The following is a 23,000-nucleotide window of genomic DNA, read 5'->3' on the forward strand; positions in this document are numbered from 1 at the left end:
TTGCCGCGCGAGGCAAAAGGAATTCGCCGCAAGAGCCTGCGAAGCAGGCCGGGCGAAAGAGCCTTTGACTTGTCGGGGTTCGCACAGCGACCGGCGACGCCAAACTATCCAACGTCCCAGGGCGCGAAGCACCCCGCAAACACGGACGACCCCGAATTACGACTCGGAGTCTAGCTGCTTCTCCAGCGCCTCGAGCTTCTCCCGCGTTCGCAGCAGCACCTTCTTCTGAATCTCGAATTCCTCGCGCGTGACCAGGTCCATGCGGTCGAAGGCGGATTCGAGAACGGCGCGGAACTGTTCTTCCAACTCCGCCCTGGCGGTGCGCAGTTCCCGGGGTACGGCAGCGGCCAGCCGGCGGGTGATCTCGTCGAGGGTCTGAAAGTCGGGGCGCATGAGCGGTCTCGATGGGGATTGATCGGTCATGTTCAGATTATCGCAGATGGCGAATGGACGCGGATTTCTGTTCCGGTATCATCCGCGTTAATCTGCGGTTCCAATTCACGGGTGAGTCATTCATGAAACTGATTACCGCCATCATCAAGCCGTTCAAGCTCGACGACGTGCGCGACGCGCTGGGCGAGGTCGGGGTGACCGGCATGACGGTGTCCGAGGTCAAGGGCTTCGGGCGCCAGAAGGGGCACACCGAACTCTATCGGGGGGCCGAGTACGTGGTCGACTTCCTGCCCAAGCTCAAGCTCGAGATCGCCGTGCCCGACGACGATGCCGAGCGGGTGGTCGAAACCATCATCGAGACCGCCTCGTCGGGTCGCATCGGCGACGGCAAGATCTTCGTCACCGACGTCGAGCGCGCAGTGCGTATTCGTACCGGCGAGGAAGGCGATGACGCTCTGTAGAGCACACCCCGCCTGCTCGGCAATGTAACCACGAAAAAACACCGAATTGACGGAAGGCTGATTTGGCGCCCCCGCTGGAATCTTCAGGCTTTGCGCCAGAGACCAAGGAAACAGGAATGACTGGAAAAATGAATGAATGGCCGCTGGCCTTGTTGTCGATTCTGCTGCTTGCGGCCTGCCAGGGCGACAGCTCGAATGAGCCACTCGAGCCCGCCGAGGAGTGGCAGGTCCAGACCGGCACCGACCCGCACAGCTTTTCCGAGTACGAGAAAGTGCGCGTCGAGCACCTGCGCCTCGACCTGGATGCCGACATGGACGCGCACGTGCTGTCCGGACACGTCACGCTCGATCTCGAGCGCATCGACCCTGCTCATCCGCGCCTGGTCCTCGACACCCGCGGGCTGGATATTCGGGACGTTACGGCGCCCGGGTCGGATGGCGATCATCGCCCCCTTTCCTGGCGACTGGGTGAGGAAGAGGGCTCGCTGGGCCGGCCACTGGTCATCGCGCTGCCCGAGGGCGTCGATGCGGTGCGTATCGACTACGCCAGCTCGTCCGAAGCCTTCGGATTGCAGTGGCTCGACGGCGAACAGACGTCCTCGGGCAAGCCTTTCATGTTCTCGCAGAGCCAACCCCATTACGCGCGCACCTGGGTGCCGCTGCAGGACACCCCGGCGGTGCGCTATACCTTCGATGCCGCCATCAGCGTGCCGGAGAACCTAATGGCTGTGATGGGTGCGTCGGGAAATCCGTTCGAGCGCAATGGAAGCGGTGAATACGAGTTCCACATGCCCCAGCCGGTGCCCTCCTACCTGATGGCGATTGCCGTCGGCGACCTCGAATTCGCCGAAATCGGCGAGCGATCGGGCGTGTATGCCGAACCCGAGTGGATCGAGGCGGCCGCCGAGGAATTCGACGTGCTCGAGGAGATGATCGATATCGGCGTCGACCTCTACGGTGAGTATCGTTGGGGCCGCTACGACCTGCTGGTGCTGCCGCCGAGCTTCCCCTTCGGCGGCATGGAAAACCCGCGCCTGAGCTTCGTCACGCCGACCATCATTGCCGGCGACGGCAGCCTGCTGGCCCTGGTCGCCCATGAACTGGCGCATTCCTGGTCGGGCAACCTGGTCACCAACGCCGCCTGGCGGGACCTGTGGCTCAACGAGGGTTTCACCGTCTACTTCGAGTCGCGCATCATGGAAGCCCTCTACGGCGAGGAAGTCGGGCGCCAGCTCGCCGTACTCGAATGGGAGGGCCTGGTCGAGGAACTGGAGAGCACGGACGACGGCATGGCCAGCCTGGTGCTCGATGTCGATGCCAAGGATCCGGAAAAGGCCTTTATCGGCGTGCCTTACTCAAAAGGTCGCTTTTTCCTCGACTGGATCGAGCATCGCGTTGGTCGCGAGGCCATCGATCAGTTCCTGCGCGCCTATTTCGATCACTTCGCTTTCGAGTCGATCACCACCTCGACCTTCCGCGACTACCTCGAGGAAAACCTGGTTGCGCAGCACGCCGACGCGTTGAGCATGGAGGAAGTCGACCAGTGGCTCTATGAGCCGGGCCTGCCCGAATTCGCCGTCGCACCGGAATCGGATGCTTTCGAGCGCGTCGACGACTGGCGCGAGCGCTGGCTGGCCGGAAACGCCGATACCGGGGCGCTTCCGGCGGATGAATGGTCGGTTTACCAGTGGCTGCATTTTCTCATCGGCCTGGAAGACAGCCTGGACGCCGAGCGCATGGCTGAACTGGACGACGCTTTCGCCCTGACCGACTCAGGCAACTACGAAATCCTGTTCCAGTGGCTGATGCGCTCGATCGAAACGCGCTACGAGCCCGGCATCGAGCGGCTCGAGGCTTTCCTGATCGAAGTCGGCCGCAACAAGTTCACCCGCCCGCTCTATGCCGCCCTGGCCGACACCGACTGGGGCCGCGACTGGGCCGTCGAAGTCTACGAACGCGCCCGCCCCGGCTACCACCCCCTGACCCGCCAGGCCGCCGAGCGCGCGCTTGGGCTGGAGGATTAGAGAAGCTGGGTGGTTCGTCCTTTAGAACCTTTTTAAACGCAAAGACGCGAAGCAGCGAAGAACGCGAAGAAAACCATTGAATTCGAAAATTCTTTTCCAATTAAATTGGACTTTCAAGATTTTGGATTTTCATTCTTTGCGCCCTTTGCTGCTTCGCGTCTTTGCGTTTTAAAGATTTTTGCTGCGCGAACCTCAGCCCCATTGAATCCTCCCGCTCACAGCCAGATATAATAGGGACCAAATCAATCCTGTTTCGGGTGGGCCATGTTCGGCAATTCCTACACGCCGGTGAAATTCGAGCGCGACTGCGAGGTGGTGATGGTGCCCGAGGGCGCGCCGGTGGAGTTGCCCGCCGGCACGGTCGGCTACATCACCCAGCAGATGGGCGGCAGTTTCACCATCTACGTCGACGGTCGCCTGTTCCGCCTGGCCGGTGACGAAGCCGATGCCATTGGCAAGGAGCCGCCGCCGGCTCCGAGATTGCCCGAAAACGCGACCGACGAGGATGTGGAGGAGCTGGTCCTGAGCCAGCTAAAAACCGTCTACGACCCCGAAATACCCATTAACGTCCTCGATCTTGGTCTCATCTACGAGTGCGATATCGAGAAGATCGATGATGACAGCCGGCACGTTTCGATCGATATGACCCTGACCGCACCCGGCTGCGGCATGGGCGACATCCTGGTCGCCGACGTCGAGGATCGAATCGGCCGCATTCCCACCATCGACCAGGTCGACGTCCGCCTGGTATTCGACCCGCCCTGGAACCAGCACATGATGAGCGAGGAAGCCCGGCTCGAAACCGGGATGTTCTGAATCTTCGGGGGCACAATCCGGCTCGATGCAGGGGGAGGTTCGTCCCAGCCGACCATTGCGGCTAGTATAGGCGTTCAGCTGCCCCGATTTGGCTGAAGAATGAGGGAACGTGAACTGCTGCCGGTCTCGATGACCGGCGACCGCCTGGGTCGCATACCGCTATGGCTTTTTGCAGTCATCGCGTTCGCCCTGTATGTGCTGGCTGCGGTTGCGGCGTGGCACCTTTTCCGGGTCGGCCCGATTGCCGCCGTCTGGCCGCCAGCCGCAGTCGCGCTTACCGCCTACGTCTTCGGCGGCTGGTGGATGGCCCCGGGGATCTTTCTCGCCGACATGCTGGCCTCGCAGCTCAATGGCTTGCCTTTCTCACCACTGGTCAGCCTGGGCAACCTTGCAGGCCCGCTCATCGGTGCCGCCGTGCTCCGGTCGCTGGTTGGACATTACCCCGTTCCCCAAACGCTGCGGGATACGGCCAAGCTCTTGCTGATCGTCATTCCGCTGGTCGCGCTGTTGACCACGGCGTTCGGGCTGGCGTACACGCTGCAGTCGGATGTTCTGAAAAACTTTTCGACCGGCATGCTGGCTGTGGCGTGGTGGCTGGGCGATGCACTGGGCCTGGCGGCTTTCACGCCGCTGCTGGTGGCTCTGGTTGCCCGGGTCGGTGGACTGGCCGCGCTCGACAGCGGGATTCCCAGGGCCCGTCTTGCCGAGCGACTGATTCTGTCTGGTCTTGTCGCTTGCCTGGCGCTGTTGCCGTGGCTGCCTTTCACCGCCCGGATGCTGGCTGCGGGTGAGGGGGGCGCGAGCGTCCAGCTGGTCGTGCAGGGCTTGTTGCTGTTGTTTGTGCTGATGATCTGGAGTGCATTGCGCCTCCCGATGCTGGTGGTCTTCACGGTTGCGCCGGTGGCCGTACTGACAGGACTCAAGCTGAGTCTTCTCGAGCTCACATCGCGGGCCACGCACGAGGAGCTCATGCAGTGGCTGGTGCTGCTTCCTACCCTTCTCGTCATGGTCATGGTGACCCTGTTGATCGAGGCGGGCACCCGTGAGCGCCTGTTCATTCAACGGCGGCTGAAATTCCGCTCGGACCATGACTCCCTGACGGGACTATTCAATCGGCGTGCCTTCGAGCGCCGGGCGAAGGAGCTGCTGGAAAAGGACGACACGGATTCTTCGTGGTTGCTGTGCTACCTGGATCTGGACCGTTTCCAGGTGGTTAACGATACCCTGGGTCACACCGCTGGAGACGAGCTGCTTGTCCAGCTTGCTGATCGGCTGGCCACGGCTGTCGGCCGGGACGAGTTGGTCGCTCGGCTGGGCGGAGACGAGTTCGGCCTGCTCATCTGCGGCCCCTGGCAACCTCGGGGGGAAAGGTGTATCGGTCGAATTCAGGATGTCATCGAGGCGTTTCGATTCACGCGCTCCGGGCAGGTGTTTTCGCTGCGCGCCAGTATTGGCGTTACCGATCTGGCCGGGGGGCGGTCGGATTTCGGTCGTCTCTTGAGTGTGGCCGATGCAGCCTGCCTCAGCGCGAAGGAACAGGGTCGGGACCGTGTGCAATACAGCCACGGCCGTGATCGGGTTCGCCGGCATATCGATGAGCTGCAGAAGTTGCCCCTGGTACAGGATGCTCTCGATCAGGAGCGTGTAGAGCTTTACGGCCAGGTCATCGTCAATCTCGATCCGGAGTGCTCCGATGAGCGCTTGCTGGAGGTGCTTTGCCGGCTTCGCGACGCGGATGGACAGCTCGTTGCCCCGGAAGTATTCATCGAGGTGGCCGAGCGTTCAGGCCTGATGCCGCAGGTTGATCGACTGGTCGTTTCCCGGGTCCTGGACTGGCTCGAGCATTGTGACGATCCGCCGGATCGGTGTTTCATCAATCTTTCCGCTGTCTCGATTGCCAACCGCCGGTTCGTCGATGCCCTGATCGAACAGATCGATCACCACGGACTGGATCCGAGAGGCCTCGTTTTCGAGGTAACCGAGACGGCAGCCATCGGTAATTACACCGCCACGCGCCACCTCATGGAACGACTGCGTGAAATGGGAGCGTCGGTCGCCCTGGACGATTTCGGCAGCGGCATGTCTTCGTTCGGCCACCTGCATGCGTTGCCGGTGGACTACGTCAAGATCGACGCGTTGTTCGTGCAGAATCTCGGCGAAGGCCTCATGAACGAGGCCATCGTTCGCTCGATCGCACAGATCGGTCGAGACTGCGGAATTCGCACCATTGCCGAAGGGGTGGAGGATGCCGAATCCCTTGTCACGCTCCGGCGTCATGGCATCGACTATGCTCAGGGCTTCCACCTGGGCAGGCCGGCGCCACTGGCGAGAGTAAACAGGCCGCAGTCGTGATGGGGTGACCCGGGCCGTCAGCGCCGGCCCGGGGTCGAACTGTTGGAGTCAGGGCGATTGCCAACGCAGGGCCACGAAGGCGGCGCGCCGATGGGCGTTGAAGCCGGCAAGCGGTTCGTAGTCTTCGTCGGTCAGGTTCTCGAGCCTTCCTTCCAGCGTCAGGCCTGCGCCCAGGGGCCAGCCGGCGCGCAGGTTGACCAGCGTGTAGCTGGCCAGCTCGACGCCGAAATCGGGGCGCTCGCCGACGTGCACGATCTCCGCGCCCAGCCAGCCGCCGTTGCCGAAGGTTCGGTCGAGGCTGACAGAGCCCTTGATGTCGGCGCGGCGAAGCAGGTCGCTGTTCTGGGTGCGGTTCTCGGCGTCCTGCCAGGTCAGGTTCGACTCGGCCCGCCAGTGTTCCGACGTGAAGCGATAACTCAGCTCCGCGCCGCGGATGCGGGCTTTTTCGATGTTGATGGCCTGGAGATCGGGTCCGGAGAAGGCGACCAGGTCCTCGACCTCGTTCTGGTAGACGCTCAGGCCCAGGCCGTGACCGCCCGGGCCGAACCAGTCGAGCCCGAGCTCGCCGCTGAGAGAGGTCTCGGGGTCGAGCTCCGGGTTGCCGGCGAATTGCCCGGAGAAGCCGGGCGCATACAGCTGGCTGAAGCTCGGTGCGCGAAAGGCGCGGCCCAGGCTGGCCGACAGACGCAAGGTTTCTGAAACGCGCCAGCCGCCGGCGAGATTGCCGGTCAGCGCCGATCCGAACTGACTGTCGTGGTCGCCGCGCAGGCTGGCTTCCCAGGAGAAGACGCCGCGGGCGCCGTCGAGCCCGGTCCAGATGCCGACATTCTCGCGATCCTCGTCGAAGGAGGCGCTGGTGTCACCTTCGACGTGCCAGGCATCGGCGCCCAGCAGCCAGGTCGTGCTGCTGCCGATCTCACGCTCGGCCTGGAAGCCGGTCTGGATGCGGCGGGTGGCCGCATCGGAGATGCTGAAGCCGTTGTCGGTCTCCAGGTTGTCGCGGTAGAAGGCCGCCGAAGCGTTCCAGGCCCAGGGCCCATCGGTGTTCTTGCTGTAGCTGCCTCGAAACGCGTAGTTCAGGAAGTCCGATTCGCCCTGGTCGAACTCGACGTCGCCGTCGGCCAGGCGCGCCGACCAGGAAAGGTCGCCGTCGCCCAGCCGATAGTCGCCACGGGCGCTGACGCTGAGGTTGTTGAAGCCGTCGTCGTCGGGGTCATACGCGAATCCCTGCGGGTTCTGCGACGAGAAGCCCTCGACGCTCCGTCCCGCGACGTTGAGCCCGAGAAACCCGTTGCCGAAATGTGCCGAAAGTTGCCGGTCGTCGTAGCGACCGTACGCCGCACGCGCTGCACCGCCGTCGGGCAGGCGGGTAAAAATCTGGATGACGCCGCCGATGGCGTCCGAGCCCCAGCGCGCCGCGCGGGGGCCGCGCACGATTTCGATCCGCTCGATGATGGACGGGTCGAGGATTTCCCAGGTGAAGGCGCCCGCCCCCGCGGCAGCCACGCGTACGCCGTCGACCAGTACGAGCATGTGATTCGAGTTGGTACCGCGCATGAAAACGCTGGTCTGCCCGCCCGGGCCGCCGCTGCGGGCGATATCGATACCCGCCTCGAGACGCAGCAATTCCAGCAGGTCGGGCGCCTGGCTGCGCGCGATCTCGTCCTGCGTGATGACCGATACAGCGGCCAGGGAGTCGTCGACGGCCTTTTCGGTACGCGTTGCCGTGACCTGGACGGGCTCACCTTCGTAGGCGGATTGGGCTGTGGCGTCGATGGACGAGAAAAGCATGCCGGCGGCCGCCAGCACGGTGATGGTCTTGCTCTGCATGTTTCTTGCTCCTTGCGCTCACCCGCGCATTGAACCGGGACGGGGAGCGTGCAAGGAGCCAAGGACAGGGCAGGAGCCCGACTGTCTTCGACACCGGTCGCCCGCCGCAACCCGGTCGTGAAACAGGGAGCCTCACGCGGCTCCCGCCGATGCAGCAGGCCGGTCTCCTGACTTCCGGCGGGCTTTAGCTGGTACACAAAAGCCCGGGCTGGAACCTTCCCCCGCTCATGGAGCGGAGTGGATTCTTCCGGCCGCATCGACCCTGGGCCGACGCCGGTTACAGTTGCGGGGGCAGTACCGGACTTTCACCGGTTTCCCGAAACACCTGTTGCGGTTTTTTGAACTTGCAATAAAAAGCGCCGGTGGCAGTGCCGACCGGCGCGGGGCAGTATATCGCAGGAAGCCGCTCGGCAAAAGCGCCGACCGGTAGGGCGTTGGTCAGGCAGCCTTGGGCTCGCGCTTGCCGCGGATCCTGTCGCCGTGTTCGGTCAGGCCGGCCTGCAGCTCGGCAATGTCGAAATCATCTGTGGCGATGACTTCCATGCTGCGTTTGCGTACATCGGCCAGCAGGTCGGCTTCCCTTGGGGTCAGGATGTCCTTCTCGCGGGCCTGCTCCAGGCGCTCCTCGAACGTGTATCCCTTGATCTGGCCGGCGCGCTCGGCCTTGAGCATCTTGCGCTCGATCGGCTCGGCTGCGATTACGTCCGGCAGCAGTTCTTCCATGATGCCGGGCCAATAGCCTTCGCGCGCTGTCTTGTAGCAGCCGCGGGTCAGGCGGTCGCGGGTATCCGACGGCGACAGAAGCAAGGAGGCCACCTTGTGGCCCAGCCGGTCGTTGGGCGCGCGTTCACGCTGGCCGAGGGGAAATACGACCAGGCGCAGCAGCGGACGCATCCAGCCGATCGGGTAGTTGTCGATCGTGTCGCTGAGCGCGCGCTGGATCTTGTGGATGGCGTCGTGGAAGGCCCAGGCCATGATCGGTTGGTCAGCGGCCGGCCGCGCTTCGTGCTCGAAACGGCGCAGCATGGCCGAACCGATGTAGAGCTGGCTGAGCGCGTCGCCCAGCCGCCCGGATATCTTTTCCTTCTGCTTGAGCTTGCCGCCGTAAGTCAGCATGGCCACGTCGGCCATGTAGGCGAAGGCGGCGCTGTAGCGGCTCAGCTTCCGGAAGTACTTGCGCGTACGCCGGTCGCCGGGTACGGCGGCAAACTGGGCGAAGCTCAGGCCCAGCACGAAGGCGCGCGTGGCGCTGGATATCGAGTGACCGATGTGGGCGAAAAGCAGCTTGTCGAATTCAACGAGGCGTTCTTCCTCGTCTTCGATCTGCAGTGCCTCGAGCTCCTTGAGGACATAGGGATGACAGCGAATCGCGCCCTGGCCGAAGATCATGAGCGAGCGCGTCATGATGTTGGCGCCCTCGACGGTGATCCAGATCGGCGCCCCTTCCCAGGCGCGGCCGAGGTAGTTCTTCGGACCGAGAATGATGCCCTTGCCGCCGTGGATATCCATGGCGTCGCGAAGGACCTCGCGGCTCATCTCCGTGGAGTGGTACTTGGCAATCGCACCCGGCACGGCCGGGCGTTCGCCGTCGTCCACCGCCGAGGCGGTCTGTCGGCTGAGCGCGCTGATGGCATAGGTGTAGCCGGCCATGCGCGCGAGCGCTTCTTCCACGCCTTCGAAGCGGCCGATGGGCAGGCCGAACTGCTTGCGGATGCGGGCATAGGAACCGGTCACCATGGTGGCCGCCTTGGCGCCGCCGGTGGTTGAAGACGGCAGCGAGATCGCGCGCCCCACCGACAGGGATTCGACCAGCATGCGCCAGCCGTGGCCGGCGTAATCGGTGCCGCCGAGCAGGTAGTCGAGCGGCACGAACACATCCTTGCCGCGGATCGGCCCGTTCGGGAACGGGTTATTGAGCGGGAAGTGCCGGCGACCGATATCCATGCCCGGGGTGTCGGCGGGCAGCAGGGCCACGGAAATTCCGATGTCCTCGGTATCGCCGAGGTGACCGTCGGGGTCGTAGAGGCGGAAAGCCAGGCCGACTACCGTAGCCACCGGCGCCAGCGTGATGTAGCGTTTTTCGAAGTTGAGCTTGATGCCCAGCGTTTCCTTGCCGTTGAACTTGCCCTTGCACACCACGCCGTAGTCGGCGATGGAGGTGGCGTCGGAACCGGCCACCGTGCTGGTCAGGCCGAAGCAGGGCACTTCCTCGCCGGAAGCCAGCCTGGGCAGGTAATGATTTTTCTGCTCATCCGTGCCGTAGTGCAGCAGTAGCTCGGCCGGGCCGAGCGAGTTGGGTACGGCGACGATCGAACCGACGGTGGAACTCAGGCCGCCGACTTTCTCGAGCACCGCACGGTGGGCCATGGCCGAAAAGCCCAGCCCGCCATATTCCTCCGGGATGATCATCCCGAAGTACTTGTTTTTCTTCAGGTGTTCCCAGACTTCGTCGGAGGTGCCGGCGCGGTAGTGGGTGAATTCCCATTCGTCGATCATGCCGCACAGCTCCTCGACCGGCCCGTCGACGAAAGCCTGTTCCTCGGTGCTGAGTTCGTGGAGCGGCTTCTTGACGAAACGGCTCCAGCGCGGATTGCCGCCGAAGATTTCCCCTTCGAAACCGACCGTGCCGGCGTCGAGCGCGACCTGTTCGGTCTCGGAAATGGTCGGGACCATGTCCTGGAAGCTTTCCAGCACGCGGCGGGTAATGAATTCGCGTCGCCAGCTGCGGTTGTTGAGCACCGCGGCGACCGGCAGGAACAGCAGCCAGTACAGGGTCAGGCTGATCCAGCCCGGCTCACCGGCGATGGTGAAACCGAGCCCGACGACGGCGGTCACTGCCGACCAGGTTGTGGCGGAGGCGCGAAAATACGCGCAGGCCAGCCCGGCGACGAGCAGGGCCAGCAAAAACAGCACGATGGTCATGATCTAGCTTGCTCCTTGCGCAGCCTGCCGCTTGAGGAACGGCGTAACGGCGCCCATGAAGTGTTCGTTGTGGTCGCCGGCGACCATATGGGCGGCATCTTCCACCGTGGCCTGTTCGGCGTGGGGTGCCAGTTTGAGGAATTCCTCGATGTGCTCCTGGCCGATCATTTCACTCTGGCCGCCGGCGACCAGCAGGGTTGGAATCTTGAGCCGGCGCGAGGCCGACTTGAGGCGCGACTGCAGGTTGCTGCTCTTTTCGGCCAGCGCCAGCATCGCGGGGTCCCAGTGCCAGTACCAGCGGCCGTCGCGGGCCTGACGCAGGTTGCGCGTCAGGCCGTCGTTCGATCCGTTGCGGCGTCGATGGGGCAGGAAGCCGCGCACCGCTTCGATGGCATCATCGAGCGTTTCGAATCCTTTCGGGTTCTGGCGCATGAATGCGAGCATGGCTTCCACGCCACTGTCGTCCCAGCGCGGAGCGATGTCGACCAATACCAGCGACGTCAGATCGACCTTGGGCTTTTCCGAATGGGCGAGCAGGGCGGTCAGGCCGCCCATCGAGGCGCCGATAACAGCCGGGCGGTTCGGCAGCGACGCGCAGACGCGGCGAAAGTCTTCGATGAATTGCTCGAAGTCGTACTCACCGCTGGGCGCCCGGTCGCTCTCGCCATGGCCACGGGCGTCGTAGCTCACGGCCTGCCAGCCGGCGGCTGCCAGCAGCCGCCCGGTTTCTTCCCAGGCATACTGGGTCTGGCCGAAGCCGTGGGCCATGAGCACGCACGGCGCCCGGTCGTCGCCGTAATAGCGCAGGTTCAGGCGGATGCCGTCATCGGTCCAGATCTGGCGCCGGCGAATATCATCGTTTAGTTTGCGTACAGCTTCCATACGGCAGAGTATGGGTTTACCCTATTCATTAGTCAATCAGCTTTCATATTGGTTCGGTAAGGCCCGTTAACAAGTGTTGCGTCGGCCGCCCAAACCCCTGCAGGTACCATCGCGGATCATCATGACCAAATCAAGCACAGAGCGTAACGGTGGCGGCGACAAGCCTTCGTTAACGCCGGCCGACTGGGAGCAGGAAGCGCTGGCGCTGATCGCCGAGAAAGGCATTGCTGCGCTGCGCGTGGAGCCGCTCGCCCGACGCCTGGGGATCACCAAGGGCAGTTTCTACTGGCATTTTCCCGGCCGCGACGAGCTGTTGGCCAGAGCGCTGGAGCGTTGGGAGCGGCAGGACCGCCAGCATCTCAAACTTTCTCTCAGCGCGGCCAGCGCAGCGGCCGAGCGCCTGGCCGACTTTGTCTGGCGTACCAGCCGGCAGACGCTGACTCACCGCGTCTACGTCGCGCTTTGCGCCACGCCCGACCATCCCTGTATCGGGCCCGTCCTTCGCCGTGTGACCCAGCGGCGCGTCAAGTACCTGGCCGCAGCGCTCGAGGAACTCGGCCTGGAAGGCATCGAGGCGCGTCACCGCGCAAATCTGATGTATTCCTCCTACGTTGGCTATCTGCAGCTGCAGGCGCAGGGCCTGGTGCCGGACAAGGACGAGCCGGACTTCGACGACTACGTCCAGCACGTGATCGAGACGTTGATCGAAGTCTGACCTTCGGTCGTTTGCTGGTTTGCTGGTTGGCTAGTTTGCTTGTTCGGCAACTGTCGGGTTTGCGGGGCGGCTTCGCCGCGAATGGACTGCGGGCAACCGGTATCATCGCCGAACCAGCGAACCAGCGAACCAGCGAACCAGCGAGCCAGCGAGCCAGCGAGCCAGCGAACCGGGTTAGCGTCAGGGCCGGTGTTCTCGCCCCAGATATTCGTGGCTCTGCATCTCGATCAGCCGCGAGACGGTGCGCTCGAAGGGCGCGGCCAGCCGTTTACCCTGGTACAGATCCTCCGGTGCGACCTCGGCGGAGACCACCAGCTTGACGGCCCGGTCGTAGCACTCGTCGACCAGGTGAATGAATCGTCTTGCGGCGTCGTTGTCGGTCTCGTCCATGGCCGGGATGTCGCTGAGGAACAGCGTGGAAAAGCGCCGGGCAAGCTCGATGTAGTCGCCGCTGGAGCGGGGCCCGAGGCAAAGCGTTTCGAAATCGAACCAGGCGACCGGCCCGGCGCGGCGCAGTGGCTCGATTTTCCGCCCCCGAACCTCCAGCGCCCGGTTGCGGTCCGATTCTCCCCGGGTGAGCGAGGCAAACTCGCTATCCATCTCTTCACGCGTATCGGCGCTGATCGGGTGGTAGTAAATCCGGTGCCGGCTGAGTTCGCGTAGCCGGTAGTCGGTTTCCGCCTCGAGCTCGACAACTTCGCAGTGATGCTCGATGGCGTCGATGGCGGGTATGAAGCGCTTGCGCTGGAGGCCGCCGGCGTAAAGATCGCGGGGCGCGGTATTGCTGGTCGCGACCAGACACAGCCCGCGCTCGAACAGCGGCTGGAGCAGGCCGGCGAGCAGCATGGCATCGGCGATGTCGCTGACGTGAAACTCGTCGAAACACAGCACGCGGCAGCGCCCGGCAATGTCGCGCGCCATGGCCGGCAGGGGGTCGCGTTGGCGGCCGTGGCGCTTGAGGGCATCCTGGATATGGTCCATGAAGCGATGGAAATGGATGCGCCAGGTCGGAATCCCGGCCTCTCGGAGGCTGCCGGCGAAAAGATCCATCAGCAGCGTCTTGCCGCGCCCGACCCGGCCGTGCATGTAGAGCCCCTCGACCGGCGGGTGGCGGTGCCGCCAGCGGTCGATCATTCCGGTGCGATTGTCCAGCAAGCTCGCGTAGCGCTGCTCGAGCCGCTCGATCACGGCCTGCTGGGCCACGTCGGGCTGCAGCTGGTCGCCTTCGAGCAGGGCGCGGTAGCGCGCGAGCGGACCGCGTATCACGCGTCAGGGCAGGTTGGGCTGGACGTGGTTCTTGATCAGGCCGCGCAAGTCCATCAGGCGACGATGGAAGAAGTGGCCCGTACCCTCCATGACCACCAGGTTGGCGTCCTGCCCGAGCTTCTCGGCCCAGGCGTAGACGGCCTCGGGCGAGACGACCTCGTCCTCGTCGCCCTGCACGACCAGCCACGGGCAGTTGGGCGGTTGCAGGTCGGCAAACCCGTAGCGCTCGACCGGCGGTGCGATGGAGATCAGCTGGCGCACCGGCAGATCCTGGGCGGCCTTGAGGGCTATATAGGATCCGAACGAGAAGCCGCCCAGCCAGAGATCATCGTCGGGCCGGACTTCTCGCACCCATTCGATCACCGCCAGGAGGTCGTCCGTTTCGCCCTCGCCGTCGTCGAAGTCACCCTCGCTGTCGCCCACCCCACGAAAGTTGAAGCGCACGGTGCGCAGGCCGAGCTCGCGCAGGCTGCGCTCCATGATGGTGACCACCTTGTTGCGCAGGGTGCCGCCATGCTGCGGATGGGGATGGCAGAGCACGGCCGTGGCAGGCCGTTCTTCATCGGTTTCCGGTGCGTCGGCCAGGCATTCGATGCGGCCGGCCGGGCCGGTAATGAAAAATTCCGTGGATTCGCTCGGGAAGTGGGCCGGGTCGGTGTCCATGAAGGGTCCTTGACTGTTGCCAGCGAACTTGCCGCGTGGTTCACTGCGGGGGCATCATCATAACTCACCCGATGCGGCGACTGCAGGCTACTCTGACAGGCATGAACCATCTCGCACACGTCGTGCTCGCCGGGTCCGATGAAGGACTTCGGCTCGGAGCGTTCCTGGGCGACCACGTCAAGGGACGAGCGGCCCTCGATGAACTTCCGGCCAGCTGGGCGGCCGGCGTCGAACTACATCGCAGGATCGATTCACTCAGCGATGCGCACCCGGCCGTTGTCGGGCTGCTGGAGCGTCTGGATACGCCGTGGCGGCGCTACGGGGGCGTCATCTTCGATGTGCTGTTTGATTACATGCTTTCGCGCCACTGGTCCCGCTTCGGGCCCGATGGACTCGAACAGTTTGGCGGGCAGATCGATGCGCTGCTGGCGCGGCACCGACCCCGGCTGCCGAAGAGGCTGGTGAGATTCAGTCTCTGGGCCAAAAGCCGTGGCCTGTGGTGGCGCTACGGAGAGCGTGAAATGATCGAGGAGATCTTCAGCCTGCTCGCCCGCCGCCATGGCCGTTGCTGGCCGCTGGCCGAGGGTGCTCGCCTGCTCGACGAGCACGAAGCCGCCATCGAGCAGGCGTTTCTGGCGTTGTTCCCGGACCTGCTGGCGCAGATGTCCGCAGAGCGCGAGCGACTTTACTCGACCTGGCCGAGCATGTAGTCGACGGAGGCGGCGACCTGTTCGTCGCTGAGATCCGAGCGACCGCCGCGTGCCGGCATGGCGTTGAACCCGTCGATGGCGTGAGTGACCAGGGTCTCGCGTCCCTTGTCCAGCCGATCGCTCCAGTCGCCGGCCTCAAGCCTGGGTGCGCCGGCCGTGCCCGCGTCGTGGCAGACCGCGCATACCTGGCTGTAGATCATCTCCCCGTCGGTCGAGCCGTCGAAGGCCACCTGCGGCTCGGCTTCGGCAGCGGCTTCTTCAGCCGCGGCTTGGGCGGCCGCCCGGCCGGTCTCGCCGGCGTAGACGCCGGCCACCGGCTGCAGGCGTTGTTCGACGGCAGCCTGGCGCGCGGCACTGGTTTCGCCGTCGAATTCACGGTTGTGGATGATCAGGGCCAGCACGATGATGACCACGGTAAAGGCGGCCAGCCCGGCCAGTACCGCGCTGAACGATTGAATGAATTGACGATCATGTTGCTCGGACACGCCGGACAGACCTCACGCTTGAATGAGTGGAGTGCGGCGCGCCGTCGCGCGGCCGCAAAGCCGCAATTATACCGCCTGGTCGTTCGTGGATACAGTCGCCTTTTCATCTTGCAGGCGCACGACCAGTGCGGTTCCGGCGGCGGACCCGGCGATCGGCAGCGCACTGGCCAGCAGCGCCATGGGGTTGCCGGGGGTGGTCAGCCCCACCAGCACGAGAGGCGGCAGGGCGAGAAGCACGCCTGCACAGAGACCCCAGCCGATACGCGGGGCCAGCGCGGCGGTCATCATGCTGCCGATCAGCCCGCCGGTCATCCAGATCAAGGCCGGTATGGGCAACAATGGCCATACCAGGGCTTCGCCGAAACCGTCGGTCGCCTCGACCCGGAGCATCGAGTCCGGGATCAATACCAGTAGACCGGCCGAGATCGCCTCGATCATCGTTACGCCGACTAAAAGGCCGGCAGTCAAGGCCAGGAGAGCGCGCATACAGTCATGGTTCCGGTGAACGCCCAGGCGAGTCTACCAGCACCTCGGGACCGGTTGGCTGCGCTATACTGCCGCCAATTCCCGAACCCCATTCTGCGTCGCCCGGGTCATCAAAGGGTCCGCCAATTCATGTCGATTACGCCACCGATCCCACCACTGCACGCGGAGGCCGCTGCGTGACGCCGGTCGATCCCGACGCGCGTGCAGCAAACAAGCGTCCTCAGGCCTGGCGCCCCTGGGTGGCGGGACTGCTCGTGCTGGCCGGCGTGACCGGTACCCTGTTTGTCTACCGTGGGTTGCAGTCGGCCGAAGAAGAGTCGCTTTCGCGCTACGTCGACAACCTCGCCGGCTACATCGAAGCGGACATGCTGGCCGACCTGGGCGAGCAGATCAATGCGCACCGGCGTATGGCCGCCCGGCTGGCTCACGACGGGCTTGAAGATTCAGAGGGCTGGGATCTCAACGCTGAATTGTTCCTGGACCACTATGGCTACTATCGAACGCTGGCTGTACTGGGCCCCGAGCTGCAGGTTTTGTGGGTTCGCAATCAGGGCGTCGCTCGGGTAGGGCCGGGAGAGGCCTTCCCGGTTGACGAGGAATACAGGCCGGCCCTGGCGCGCGCCCGGGCGACCGGCGAGATCATCGCCACACGACCTCGATTTCTCTCTGATGGACGGCCGGGCATCAGCCTGATTGCCCCGGTTGGCGCCAATGAGCGGCATGTCGGCTACCTGGCGACGACCATGGATATTCCGGAGGCCATCGATGCCATGATCCCGGCCCTGTTCCGTGAGTCGCTCGACCTCCATGCTGTTGCTCGAGGGCGCGAGGTGTACCCCTATCCGCCGCAGCCCGCCCCGCCGCAGTGGGACTCCGGATTCAGCGTTGATCTCGACGAAGATCAGGCCGGCTTTCTGTTCGAGTTTGCCGTCAGCGACGAGATTCGAGAGCAGTTGAGTTCGGCCATGCCTGAAGTGGTATTGATCAGCGGCATCCTGTTGTCGCTGCTGCTCTCGGCAGTGGTCTATCTCGGGCTCGGTGCCAGCGTCCAGGCACGTGTGATGGCCCGCGCCAACCGCAGGCTGGAGCAGGAAATCGGCGAGCGGCAGGCCGCCGAGCGTGAGCTGGGCTTCCTGGTCAAGCACGACGGCCTGACCGGCCTGCCCAATCGATCGGGAATTTCCGAGCACCTGGCCGACATGATCGAGGACCACGCTGACCGACAGGCACAGCTTGCCGTGCTGTTTCTCGATCTCGACCAGTTCAAGGACATCAACGACTCGCTTGGTCACCAGCTCGGCGACCAGCTGCTGTGCGAGGTGCCGCGTCGGCTTGCCGGCGTGTTGCGCGACCGGGACTTCGTCGGTCGCCATGGCGGCGACGAATTCCTGATTGCCGTCGAGCGTGTCGATCGCGAGCAGGTCGAGCAGCTCGCCGCCAATATCCTGCGCGCCCTCGACAGTGGCTTTGCCGTGGACGACCACCGCCTGTTCATTTCCGGCAGCATCGGGATCGCCTACTATCCGGAGTCGGGGCGGTCGGTCAGTGAGCTGATCCAGAACGCCGATACCGCCCTGTTCAAGGCCAAGAACGCGGGGCGTAACCAGTTCGCCGTGTTCACCCGCGAAATGTTCGCCCAGGCACAGCATCGGCTCAACCTCAGCCGTGATATTCGGCACGCGCTCGAGGATGGCGACTTCCGGGTCGTCTACCAACCCATCGTCGACATCCGTGACCTGTCCATGAGCGGTGTCGAGGCCCTGCTGCGCTGGGAGCATCGTGACGGCTATACCGTGCCGCCCCAGGAGTTCATCCGTGTAGCCGAGGAGACCGGCATCATCGGCCGGCTGGGAGAGTTCGCCCTCGATCGGGCGCTTTCGGATCTGGCGCACTGGAAAACGCTTTCCGATGAAGTGCCCGGGCTGGCCGTCAACGTCTCGGGCGCGCAGATTCACGAGGCCGGCTTCGCCGAGCAACTGAGCGTCCTGCTGCACCAGCACCGAATCGAACCAGAGCAACTACACCTGGAAATCACCGAGGAAGTGCTGATCGAAAACCTCGCCAGCAACCGACGGATGCTGCACAAGCTCGATGAGATCGGCATGCGCATCGTCGTCGATGATTTCGGCGTCGGTTATTCCTCCCTGAGCTATCTCAAGAACTTTCCGATTTCGGTGGTCAAGATCGACCGCGGCTTCGTCCATGACATCGTTTCCGACCCGGAGGATCAGGCCATCACGCGAACCATCTGCAGCCTGGCCGCCGACCTGGGCATGCAAACCGTGGCCGAAGGCGTCGAGACCGACGAGCAGCTCGCGCTGCTCGCCAGCTATCGCTGCTCCTTCGCCCAGGGTTTCCTGTTCGCGCGCCCGGCTGAAGCCGACGAGATTGCCGGGATGATTTCCCGGCAGCTACCGTGGCGGATCACTTCAACCAGTTGAGGCGCCCGCGCGGACACCACCGTCAGCCCCGAAGCCTTTCGGTTACAATAGCGCCGCATCGCGCGGCTGTAAGGCACAAGACGTTTCAAGCGCCCGTAGCTCAGCTGGATAGAGTACCGCCCTCCGAAGGCGGGTGTCGCAGGTTCGAATCCTGCCGGGCGCGCCAAATCTGATCAAAGCCTCGCCCAAGGACGGGGCTTTTTCATTACTAAATTCACATTCGAACCTGCGACCCATGACAAGCCAGGTTCGCATTGTGCGCTTAGCGCACAATCGCTGGAGCGAAGCGACAGCCCGAAGGGCAAGCGGCCGCGCAGCCATCCTGCCGGGCGCGCCAAATCTGATCAAAGCCTCGTCCAAGGACGGGGCTTTTTCATTACTAAATTCACATTCGAACCTGCGACAAAACAATCCAGGTTCGCATTGTTAATCCTGCCGGGCTTATATCGGTCATGCAGGGTTCCCGGGCTTATTCGATCGATCGCCGGCGCGGGCCCGCACCGGTGTCGAGCGCTGCGGCCAGCGCGGCAGCGAGGCTGGCCCGCGAGATCAGGTCCCCGTGGGTGCCGTCCACCGGTAATACGCGCACGCGTTCGCCGACCACGTCGCGCCAGCCGAGCGTCGGGTCGAAGTCGCGTCCGGCGCGTCCGTCGCTGGCGAGGAACAGTGTGATTTCGCCGTCGTAGTCGCCGGGCACGTAGGCCTGGTAGGCGCGCAGGCTGACCCGCTCGACGTGGCGGTAGCGCACCGAATGCGGCAGCGCGCGCCTGAGCAAGCGATAGGTGGACACCCGCGTCCGATCGGCAAGCGCCCGTGTGCGGCTCGACAGCGACGCAGAAACACGGCGCAGCAGCGCGCTGGCGTTGCCGTCGAATAGCTCGCGCAGCCGGGCGCGCAGGCTGCCGAGCGGCACGCGTGCGGCCTTGCTGTCGCGCCAGCGCGGCATCTCGCTGTCGAACATTGCGAGCAGCTCGACCCGCTCGCCGCACGCGCGCAGCCTGCGGGCGATCTCGAACGCGACCACGCCGCCCATCGAGCCGCCACCGATCCGGTACGGCCCCTTCGGTTGCTTGCTGACGATCTCGCCGACGTAGCGCTCGGCCATCGCCGGGATCGAGGTCAGCGGCGCGGTGAGCCCGTCGAGGCCGACCGCCTGCAGGCCGTACACCGGCACATCCGTCGGCAGCGCACGGGCCAGAGCGCGGTAATTCATCACGTTGCCGCCAACCGCGTGCACCAGGAACAGCGGTGTCGCGAGGCCGGCCGGGCGGATTGGCACCAGCGGCCGCCAGACGTCCTCGGCAGTCGAAATCGTACTTGGCTCCTCCGCACTGTCGCTGATCCGCGAGCCGGCCGCGGCGAACGCCGAGGCGAGCGCCGCGATGGTCGGTGCACGGAACAGCGTCGCCAGCGGCAGGTTGACGCCGGTCTGCTGCTCGGCCTGGTGGAACATGGACACCGCGATCAAGGAGTAGCCGCCGAGGTCGAAGAAACTGTCGTCGATGCCGAACTCGTCGTGGCCGAGCACTTCAGCCCACAGGTTGTGGAACAAGGCCTGCAGCGGCGATTGCGGCGGGCGAGTGGTGGCGGCGGGCAGCGAGTGGCCACCGAGCTCGAAGAGATCCTGGCTCGCCTGCGGCGGTGGCAGCGCGGCGCGATCGGTCTTGCCGTTCGGCAATCTGGGCAACTTGGCCAGCGGCACCAGGTGTTGCGGCATCATGTATTCGGGCAGGAAGCGGCGCAGCGCGGCGCGAATGTGCGCGGTATCGGTCACGTGTTCCGGTGTCGGCACGATATAGGCGACCAGCCGCTGGTCGCCGGGACGGTCCTCGCGCACGATTACCAGGCTGCGCGCGATGCTTTCGAGCGCGGTGAGCTGCGCTTCGATCTCGCCAAGCTCGATCCGGTAGCCGCGCAGCTTGACCTGGTGGTCGAAGCGGCCCTGGTGTTCGATCTGACCGTCCGAGCACCAGCGCCCACGATCGCCGGTGCGGTACAGCATGCGCGGCGGCGCGCCCGGCTCGGCCGGCATGAAGGGGTCCGGCACGAAGCGATCGGCGGTCAGCTCCGGGCGCTGCCAGTAGCCGAGCGCGACCCCGTCGCCACCGATGCATATCTCGCCGCTGACGCCGACCGGGCATTGCTGCCCGTGCGCATCGAGCACGCGGACATGGGTGTTGCGGATCGGTTGGCCGATGGCGATGCCGCGCGTGCGCGGCTCGACCTTCCAGCAGGTCGACCACACCGTAGTCTCGGTCGGTCCGTACAGGTTCCACAACTCGACGCCGTCGGTAGTGAGCCGGTCGGCGAGGTCGGCCGGCAGTGCTTCACCACCGCACAGCGCGCGGAATCCGCCCGGCGGCTGAAAGCCGGCGTCGAGCAGCAGTCGCCACGAGGCCGGGGTCGCCTGCAGGGTGTTGGCACCTGAGCCTTCGATCAGCCGGCGCAGCTCGCGCCCGTCGGCAACCTGTTCGCGGGTCGCGAGCACCACTTCGGCGCCGACCCACAGCGGTAACAGCAGTTCCAGCACCGAGATATCGAAGGACAGTGTGGTCACCGCAACCAGCCGGTCGCCGGATGTGAAACCCGGCCGTTCGGCCATGCTGTGCAGCAAATTGGCGACCGCGGTGTGTGGCACCACGACCCCCTTGGGCTTGCCGGTCGAACCCGAGGTGTAGATCACGTAGGCCGGTGTACGGCGCGGATCCGCGTCGGCCGGCAGCAGGTCGATGTCAGCGTCGCTATGCGCGTCGATCTCGTCGCGGTCCTGGTCGAGCAGCAGACGCTCGGCAATCGGCAGCCGCAGCGTGTCGAGCAGCCGCCGGTTCGACACCACCAGCGCGAGGTCGGCATCGCGGACCATGAAGTCGAGCCGCTCGGGCGGGAATCCCGGGTCGAGCGGCACGTACGCGGCCCCGCACTTGAGCACTGCGAGCATCGACGGCAGCATTTCGAGGTCGCGCTCCAGGCATAGGCCAACCCGTGCTCCCGGGCCGACGCCGCGTGCCTGCAGCGCGTGGGCAATGCGGTTGCTGCGCGCGGCGAGCCCCGCGTAATCGAGCCGGCCGTCGTGACATTGCAGCGCGGGGCGCTCGGGGTGGCGCTGCCGACTGGTATCCACACTGCGATGTATCCAGCCGCTGTCGGGCAGCGGCCGGAACTGCGGCTGCCAGCCCTCAAGCGCGCTGCGGGTGGCATCGCCGAGCAGCGCCAGGCTGCCGGCTGCGGCGGCAGGCGTGTCGGCCAGCGACGCGAGCAGGCAGTCGAAGCTGTCGAGCCAGTGGCCGATTGTCGCTGCCGAGAACAGGCTGGTCTGGTAGTGACAGCCGAGCCGCGCATCGGTCCGGCCGAGCGCGATTTCGAGCGACACTTCGCACAGGTCGCAGCGGCTGGGCAGCAGAATGGCCTCGGCATGCAGGCCGGGAAAGGCATTGCCGAGCGCGCCCGGATCGGGCAACAGCGCGATCGACACCGCCGCCGGATCATTCGATGCCTGCCCGCCCTCACTCTGCAACGCGGCCGCGGCGGCATCGAGCAGGCGGGTGAACGGCGCGGCCGGGTCGACCTGCAGCGTCAGCTGTTGTTCGCCGAGCGGGCCAGAAACCGCCGGCTCGCCGGCCGGCCGCCAGGCAAAGCGCACCGTCTCGTCGCCCGTCAGCCGCGCCAGCCACAGCGCGGAGGCCGCGGCGAACACGGCCTGCAGTTCGGCCCCATGCTGCGCCGCGAGTGTGCGCAGCGCCATGAGCCGGTCCGCCGTCAGCTTGTGTTCGATGCGCGCCAGCGACAGATTCGGACGCCGGCCGCGCGGGCGATCAGTCGGCAGAAGGGTGATCGGGGAAGGATCGGCGGCGCCAGAATCCGCGGGTTGTCGGTCGAGTACCGACGCGGCGGGCCGCAGTGGCTCGGTGGTCACTCCGCGACATGCTGCATACAGCGAACCGAGCTCGGTCGCCAGCCGCGTCAGCGAAGCGTGGTCACCGACCAGCCGATGTACGAGCAACAGCAGCCGGTGACGCTCGTCGTCGACCCGAAGCAGGCTGGCCCGCAGCAGCAGGTCGTGGCAAGGATCCAGCGGCTGCGTAACGGCCTCGTCGACGAATTCGGCAATACGCATGTCGCGCATCGCCGCGGTGGTATTTTCGAATTCGTGGATCAGCAGGTCGATCTGTGCGGCCGGCGACACCAGCATGCGTTTGCCATCGTCGGAAAATCGTGCGCGCAGCACGTCGTGGCGTGCCAGCAGTTCATTCAGAGCGGCATGCAGGGCCTCGATGTCGAGTGCGCCTTCAAGTCGCAGCTCGATCGCTTGCGTGGCGTCGAACGCCTGACCGGTACCGGGCTCCGCCAGAACGCTCCAGAGCCGGCGCTGGGCCGGACGGGTGGGCATGGGTCTGGGTTCGATTCCGGCAGACGTTTCATGCTGGTTCAGCGCGGCATTGCGCGTCAAGTTCGTCATCGAGTGACCTGCATCGTTTCTTCTCCACGTCGACGCCGTGTGTCCACAGCGCATCGGCGGCGACCAGGCGCTTCGAGTTCGGGCGGCTCAGCCGGCGA

At 65.0% G+C, this 23,000-nt stretch carries 16 protein-coding genes, 1 tRNA gene and 1 riboswitch; of the genes, 8 read left to right on the plus strand and 9 right to left on the minus strand.

Going from position 1 to position 23,000, the window contains the following annotated elements; genetic code table 11:
• Positions 1-156: 156 nt before the first annotated feature.
• Positions 157-393, minus strand: coding sequence for an accessory factor UbiK family protein (locus ACDC66_RS02040; protein WP_376695005.1), 237 nt, complete (start codon positions 391-393; stop codon positions 157-159).
• A 122-nt stretch (positions 394-515) separates the two neighbouring features.
• Here ACDC66_RS02040 and ACDC66_RS02045 point away from each other — a divergent pair, with 122 nt between their 5' ends.
• The 4 genes from ACDC66_RS02045 (at position 516) to ACDC66_RS02060 (ending at position 6,046) form a co-directional block, all read left to right on the plus strand.
• The gene (locus tag ACDC66_RS02045) at positions 516-854 is read left to right on the plus strand and encodes a P-II family nitrogen regulator (RefSeq protein WP_376695006.1); all 339 of its coding nucleotides are present in this window, start codon (positions 516-518) and stop codon (positions 852-854) included.
• 128 nt (positions 855-982) lie between these two features.
• The gene (locus tag ACDC66_RS02050; protein WP_376695007.1) at positions 983-2,878 is read left to right on the plus strand and encodes a M1 family metallopeptidase; all 1,896 of its coding nucleotides are present in this window, start codon (positions 983-985) and stop codon (positions 2,876-2,878) included.
• A gap of 264 nt (positions 2,879-3,142) precedes the next feature.
• Positions 3,143-3,694, plus strand: coding sequence for a putative Fe-S cluster assembly protein SufT (gene sufT, locus ACDC66_RS02055; RefSeq protein WP_376695008.1), 552 nt, complete (start codon positions 3,143-3,145; stop codon positions 3,692-3,694).
• A gap of 99 nt (positions 3,695-3,793) precedes the next feature.
• Positions 3,794-6,046, plus strand: coding sequence for a putative bifunctional diguanylate cyclase/phosphodiesterase (locus tag ACDC66_RS02060; RefSeq protein WP_376695009.1), 2,253 nt, complete (start codon positions 3,794-3,796; stop codon positions 6,044-6,046).
• A gap of 48 nt (positions 6,047-6,094) precedes the next feature.
• Here ACDC66_RS02060 and ACDC66_RS02065 read toward each other — a convergent pair whose 3' ends face one another.
• The 3 genes from ACDC66_RS02065 to ACDC66_RS02075 all read right to left on the minus strand — a co-directional run bounded on the left by ACDC66_RS02065 (position 6,095) and on the right by ACDC66_RS02075 (position 11,680).
• The gene (locus ACDC66_RS02065; RefSeq protein ID WP_376695010.1) at positions 6,095-7,876 is read right to left on the minus strand and encodes a TonB-dependent receptor domain-containing protein; all 1,782 of its coding nucleotides are present in this window, start codon (positions 7,874-7,876) and stop codon (positions 6,095-6,097) included.
• A gap of 140 nt (positions 7,877-8,016) precedes the next feature.
• Positions 8,017-8,220: riboswitch (cobalamin riboswitch) on the minus strand.
• 94 nt (positions 8,221-8,314) lie between these two features.
• Positions 8,315-10,798, minus strand: coding sequence for an acyl-CoA dehydrogenase (locus ACDC66_RS02070; RefSeq protein WP_376695011.1), 2,484 nt, complete (start codon positions 10,796-10,798; stop codon positions 8,315-8,317).
• Between the two features lie 3 nt (positions 10,799-10,801).
• The gene (locus tag ACDC66_RS02075; protein ID WP_376695012.1) at positions 10,802-11,680 is read right to left on the minus strand and encodes an alpha/beta fold hydrolase; all 879 of its coding nucleotides are present in this window, start codon (positions 11,678-11,680) and stop codon (positions 10,802-10,804) included.
• Between the two features lie 121 nt (positions 11,681-11,801).
• Here ACDC66_RS02075 and ACDC66_RS02080 point away from each other — a divergent pair, with 121 nt between their 5' ends.
• The gene (locus ACDC66_RS02080; RefSeq protein WP_376695013.1) at positions 11,802-12,395 is read left to right on the plus strand and encodes a TetR/AcrR family transcriptional regulator; all 594 of its coding nucleotides are present in this window, start codon (positions 11,802-11,804) and stop codon (positions 12,393-12,395) included.
• A gap of 180 nt (positions 12,396-12,575) precedes the next feature.
• Here the strand turns inward: ACDC66_RS02080 and zapE are convergent, their stop codons facing one another.
• Both zapE and ACDC66_RS02090 read right to left on the minus strand, forming a co-directional pair.
• Positions 12,576-13,661: a cell division protein ZapE gene (gene zapE, locus ACDC66_RS02085; RefSeq protein ID WP_376695014.1), complete on the minus strand. Its 1,086-nt coding sequence runs from the start codon at positions 13,659-13,661 to the stop codon at positions 12,576-12,578.
• A 3-nt stretch (positions 13,662-13,664) separates the two neighbouring features.
• Positions 13,665-14,324 (minus strand): alpha/beta hydrolase, encoded by a 660-nt coding sequence (locus ACDC66_RS02090; RefSeq protein ID WP_376695015.1) that lies wholly within the window; start codon positions 14,322-14,324, stop codon positions 13,665-13,667.
• Positions 14,325-14,425: 101 nt separating this feature from the next.
• Here ACDC66_RS02090 and ACDC66_RS02095 point away from each other — a divergent pair, with 101 nt between their 5' ends.
• Positions 14,426-15,034, plus strand: coding sequence for an acyl carrier protein phosphodiesterase (locus tag ACDC66_RS02095; RefSeq protein ID WP_376695016.1), 609 nt, complete (start codon positions 14,426-14,428; stop codon positions 15,032-15,034).
• Here the strand turns inward: ACDC66_RS02095 and ACDC66_RS02100 are convergent.
• Positions 15,010-15,519: a c-type cytochrome gene (locus tag ACDC66_RS02100; RefSeq protein ID WP_376695017.1), complete on the minus strand. Its 510-nt coding sequence runs from the start codon at positions 15,517-15,519 to the stop codon at positions 15,010-15,012. The genes ACDC66_RS02095 and ACDC66_RS02100 overlap by 25 nt on opposite strands.
• A 66-nt stretch (positions 15,520-15,585) precedes the next feature.
• A complete protein-coding gene (locus tag ACDC66_RS02105) occupies positions 15,586-16,005 on the minus strand; it encodes a hypothetical protein (protein ID WP_376695018.1) in 420 nt (139 codons plus the stop codon).
• Between the two features lie 176 nt (positions 16,006-16,181).
• On the opposite strand from ACDC66_RS02105, the gene ACDC66_RS02110 reads away from it, so the two are divergent.
• Together ACDC66_RS02110 and ACDC66_RS02115 are read left to right on the plus strand one after the other, a co-directional pair.
• Positions 16,182-18,446: a putative bifunctional diguanylate cyclase/phosphodiesterase gene (locus ACDC66_RS02110; RefSeq protein ID WP_376695019.1), complete on the plus strand. Its 2,265-nt coding sequence runs from the start codon at positions 16,182-16,184 to the stop codon at positions 18,444-18,446.
• 89 nt (positions 18,447-18,535) lie between these two features.
• Positions 18,536-18,612: transfer RNA gene (locus ACDC66_RS02115), tRNA-Arg, on the plus strand.
• Between the two features lie 303 nt (positions 18,613-18,915).
• On the opposite strand, the gene ACDC66_RS02120 is transcribed toward ACDC66_RS02115, so the two are convergent.
• On the minus strand, positions 18,916-22,902 hold the full coding sequence (locus tag ACDC66_RS02120) for a non-ribosomal peptide synthetase (protein WP_376695020.1): 3,987 nt from the start codon (positions 22,900-22,902) through the stop codon (positions 18,916-18,918).
• Positions 22,903-23,000 lie beyond the last annotated feature (98 nt).

It is taken from the genome of Wenzhouxiangella psychrophila (genome assembly GCF_042310375.1).
In the GTDB taxonomy this organism is placed as follows: domain Bacteria; phylum Pseudomonadota; class Gammaproteobacteria; order Xanthomonadales; family Wenzhouxiangellaceae; genus Wenzhouxiangella.

Bases quoted from the DNA above. Each gene is read 5' to 3' on its own strand.
- ACDC66_RS02040 (WP_376695005.1), bottom strand. From the start codon at position 393: ATGCGCCCCGACTTTCAGACCCTCGACGAGATCACCCGCCGGCTGGCC.
- ACDC66_RS02045 (WP_376695006.1), top strand. From the start codon at position 516: ATGAAACTGATTACCGCCATCATCAAGCCGTTCAAGCTCGACGACGTG.
- ACDC66_RS02050 (WP_376695007.1), top strand. From the start codon at position 983: ATGAATGAATGGCCGCTGGCCTTGTTGTCGATTCTGCTGCTTGCGGCC.
- sufT (WP_376695008.1), top strand. From the start codon at position 3,143: ATGTTCGGCAATTCCTACACGCCGGTGAAATTCGAGCGCGACTGCGAG.
- ACDC66_RS02060 (WP_376695009.1), top strand. From the start codon at position 3,794: ATGAGGGAACGTGAACTGCTGCCGGTCTCGATGACCGGCGACCGCCTG.
- ACDC66_RS02065 (WP_376695010.1), bottom strand. From the start codon at position 7,876: ATGCAGAGCAAGACCATCACCGTGCTGGCGGCCGCCGGCATGCTTTTC.
- ACDC66_RS02070 (WP_376695011.1), bottom strand. From the start codon at position 10,798: ATGACCATCGTGCTGTTTTTGCTGGCCCTGCTCGTCGCCGGGCTGGCC.
- ACDC66_RS02075 (WP_376695012.1), bottom strand. From the start codon at position 11,680: ATGGAAGCTGTACGCAAACTAAACGATGATATTCGCCGGCGCCAGATC.
- ACDC66_RS02080 (WP_376695013.1), top strand. From the start codon at position 11,802: ATGACCAAATCAAGCACAGAGCGTAACGGTGGCGGCGACAAGCCTTCG.
- ACDC66_RS02090 (WP_376695015.1), bottom strand. From the start codon at position 14,324: ATGGACACCGACCCGGCCCACTTCCCGAGCGAATCCACGGAATTTTTC.
- ACDC66_RS02095 (WP_376695016.1), top strand. From the start codon at position 14,426: ATGAACCATCTCGCACACGTCGTGCTCGCCGGGTCCGATGAAGGACTT.
- ACDC66_RS02105 (WP_376695018.1), bottom strand. From the start codon at position 16,005: ATGCGCGCTCTCCTGGCCTTGACTGCCGGCCTTTTAGTCGGCGTAACG.
- ACDC66_RS02120 (WP_376695020.1), bottom strand. From the start codon at position 22,902: ATGACGAACTTGACGCGCAATGCCGCGCTGAACCAGCATGAAACGTCT.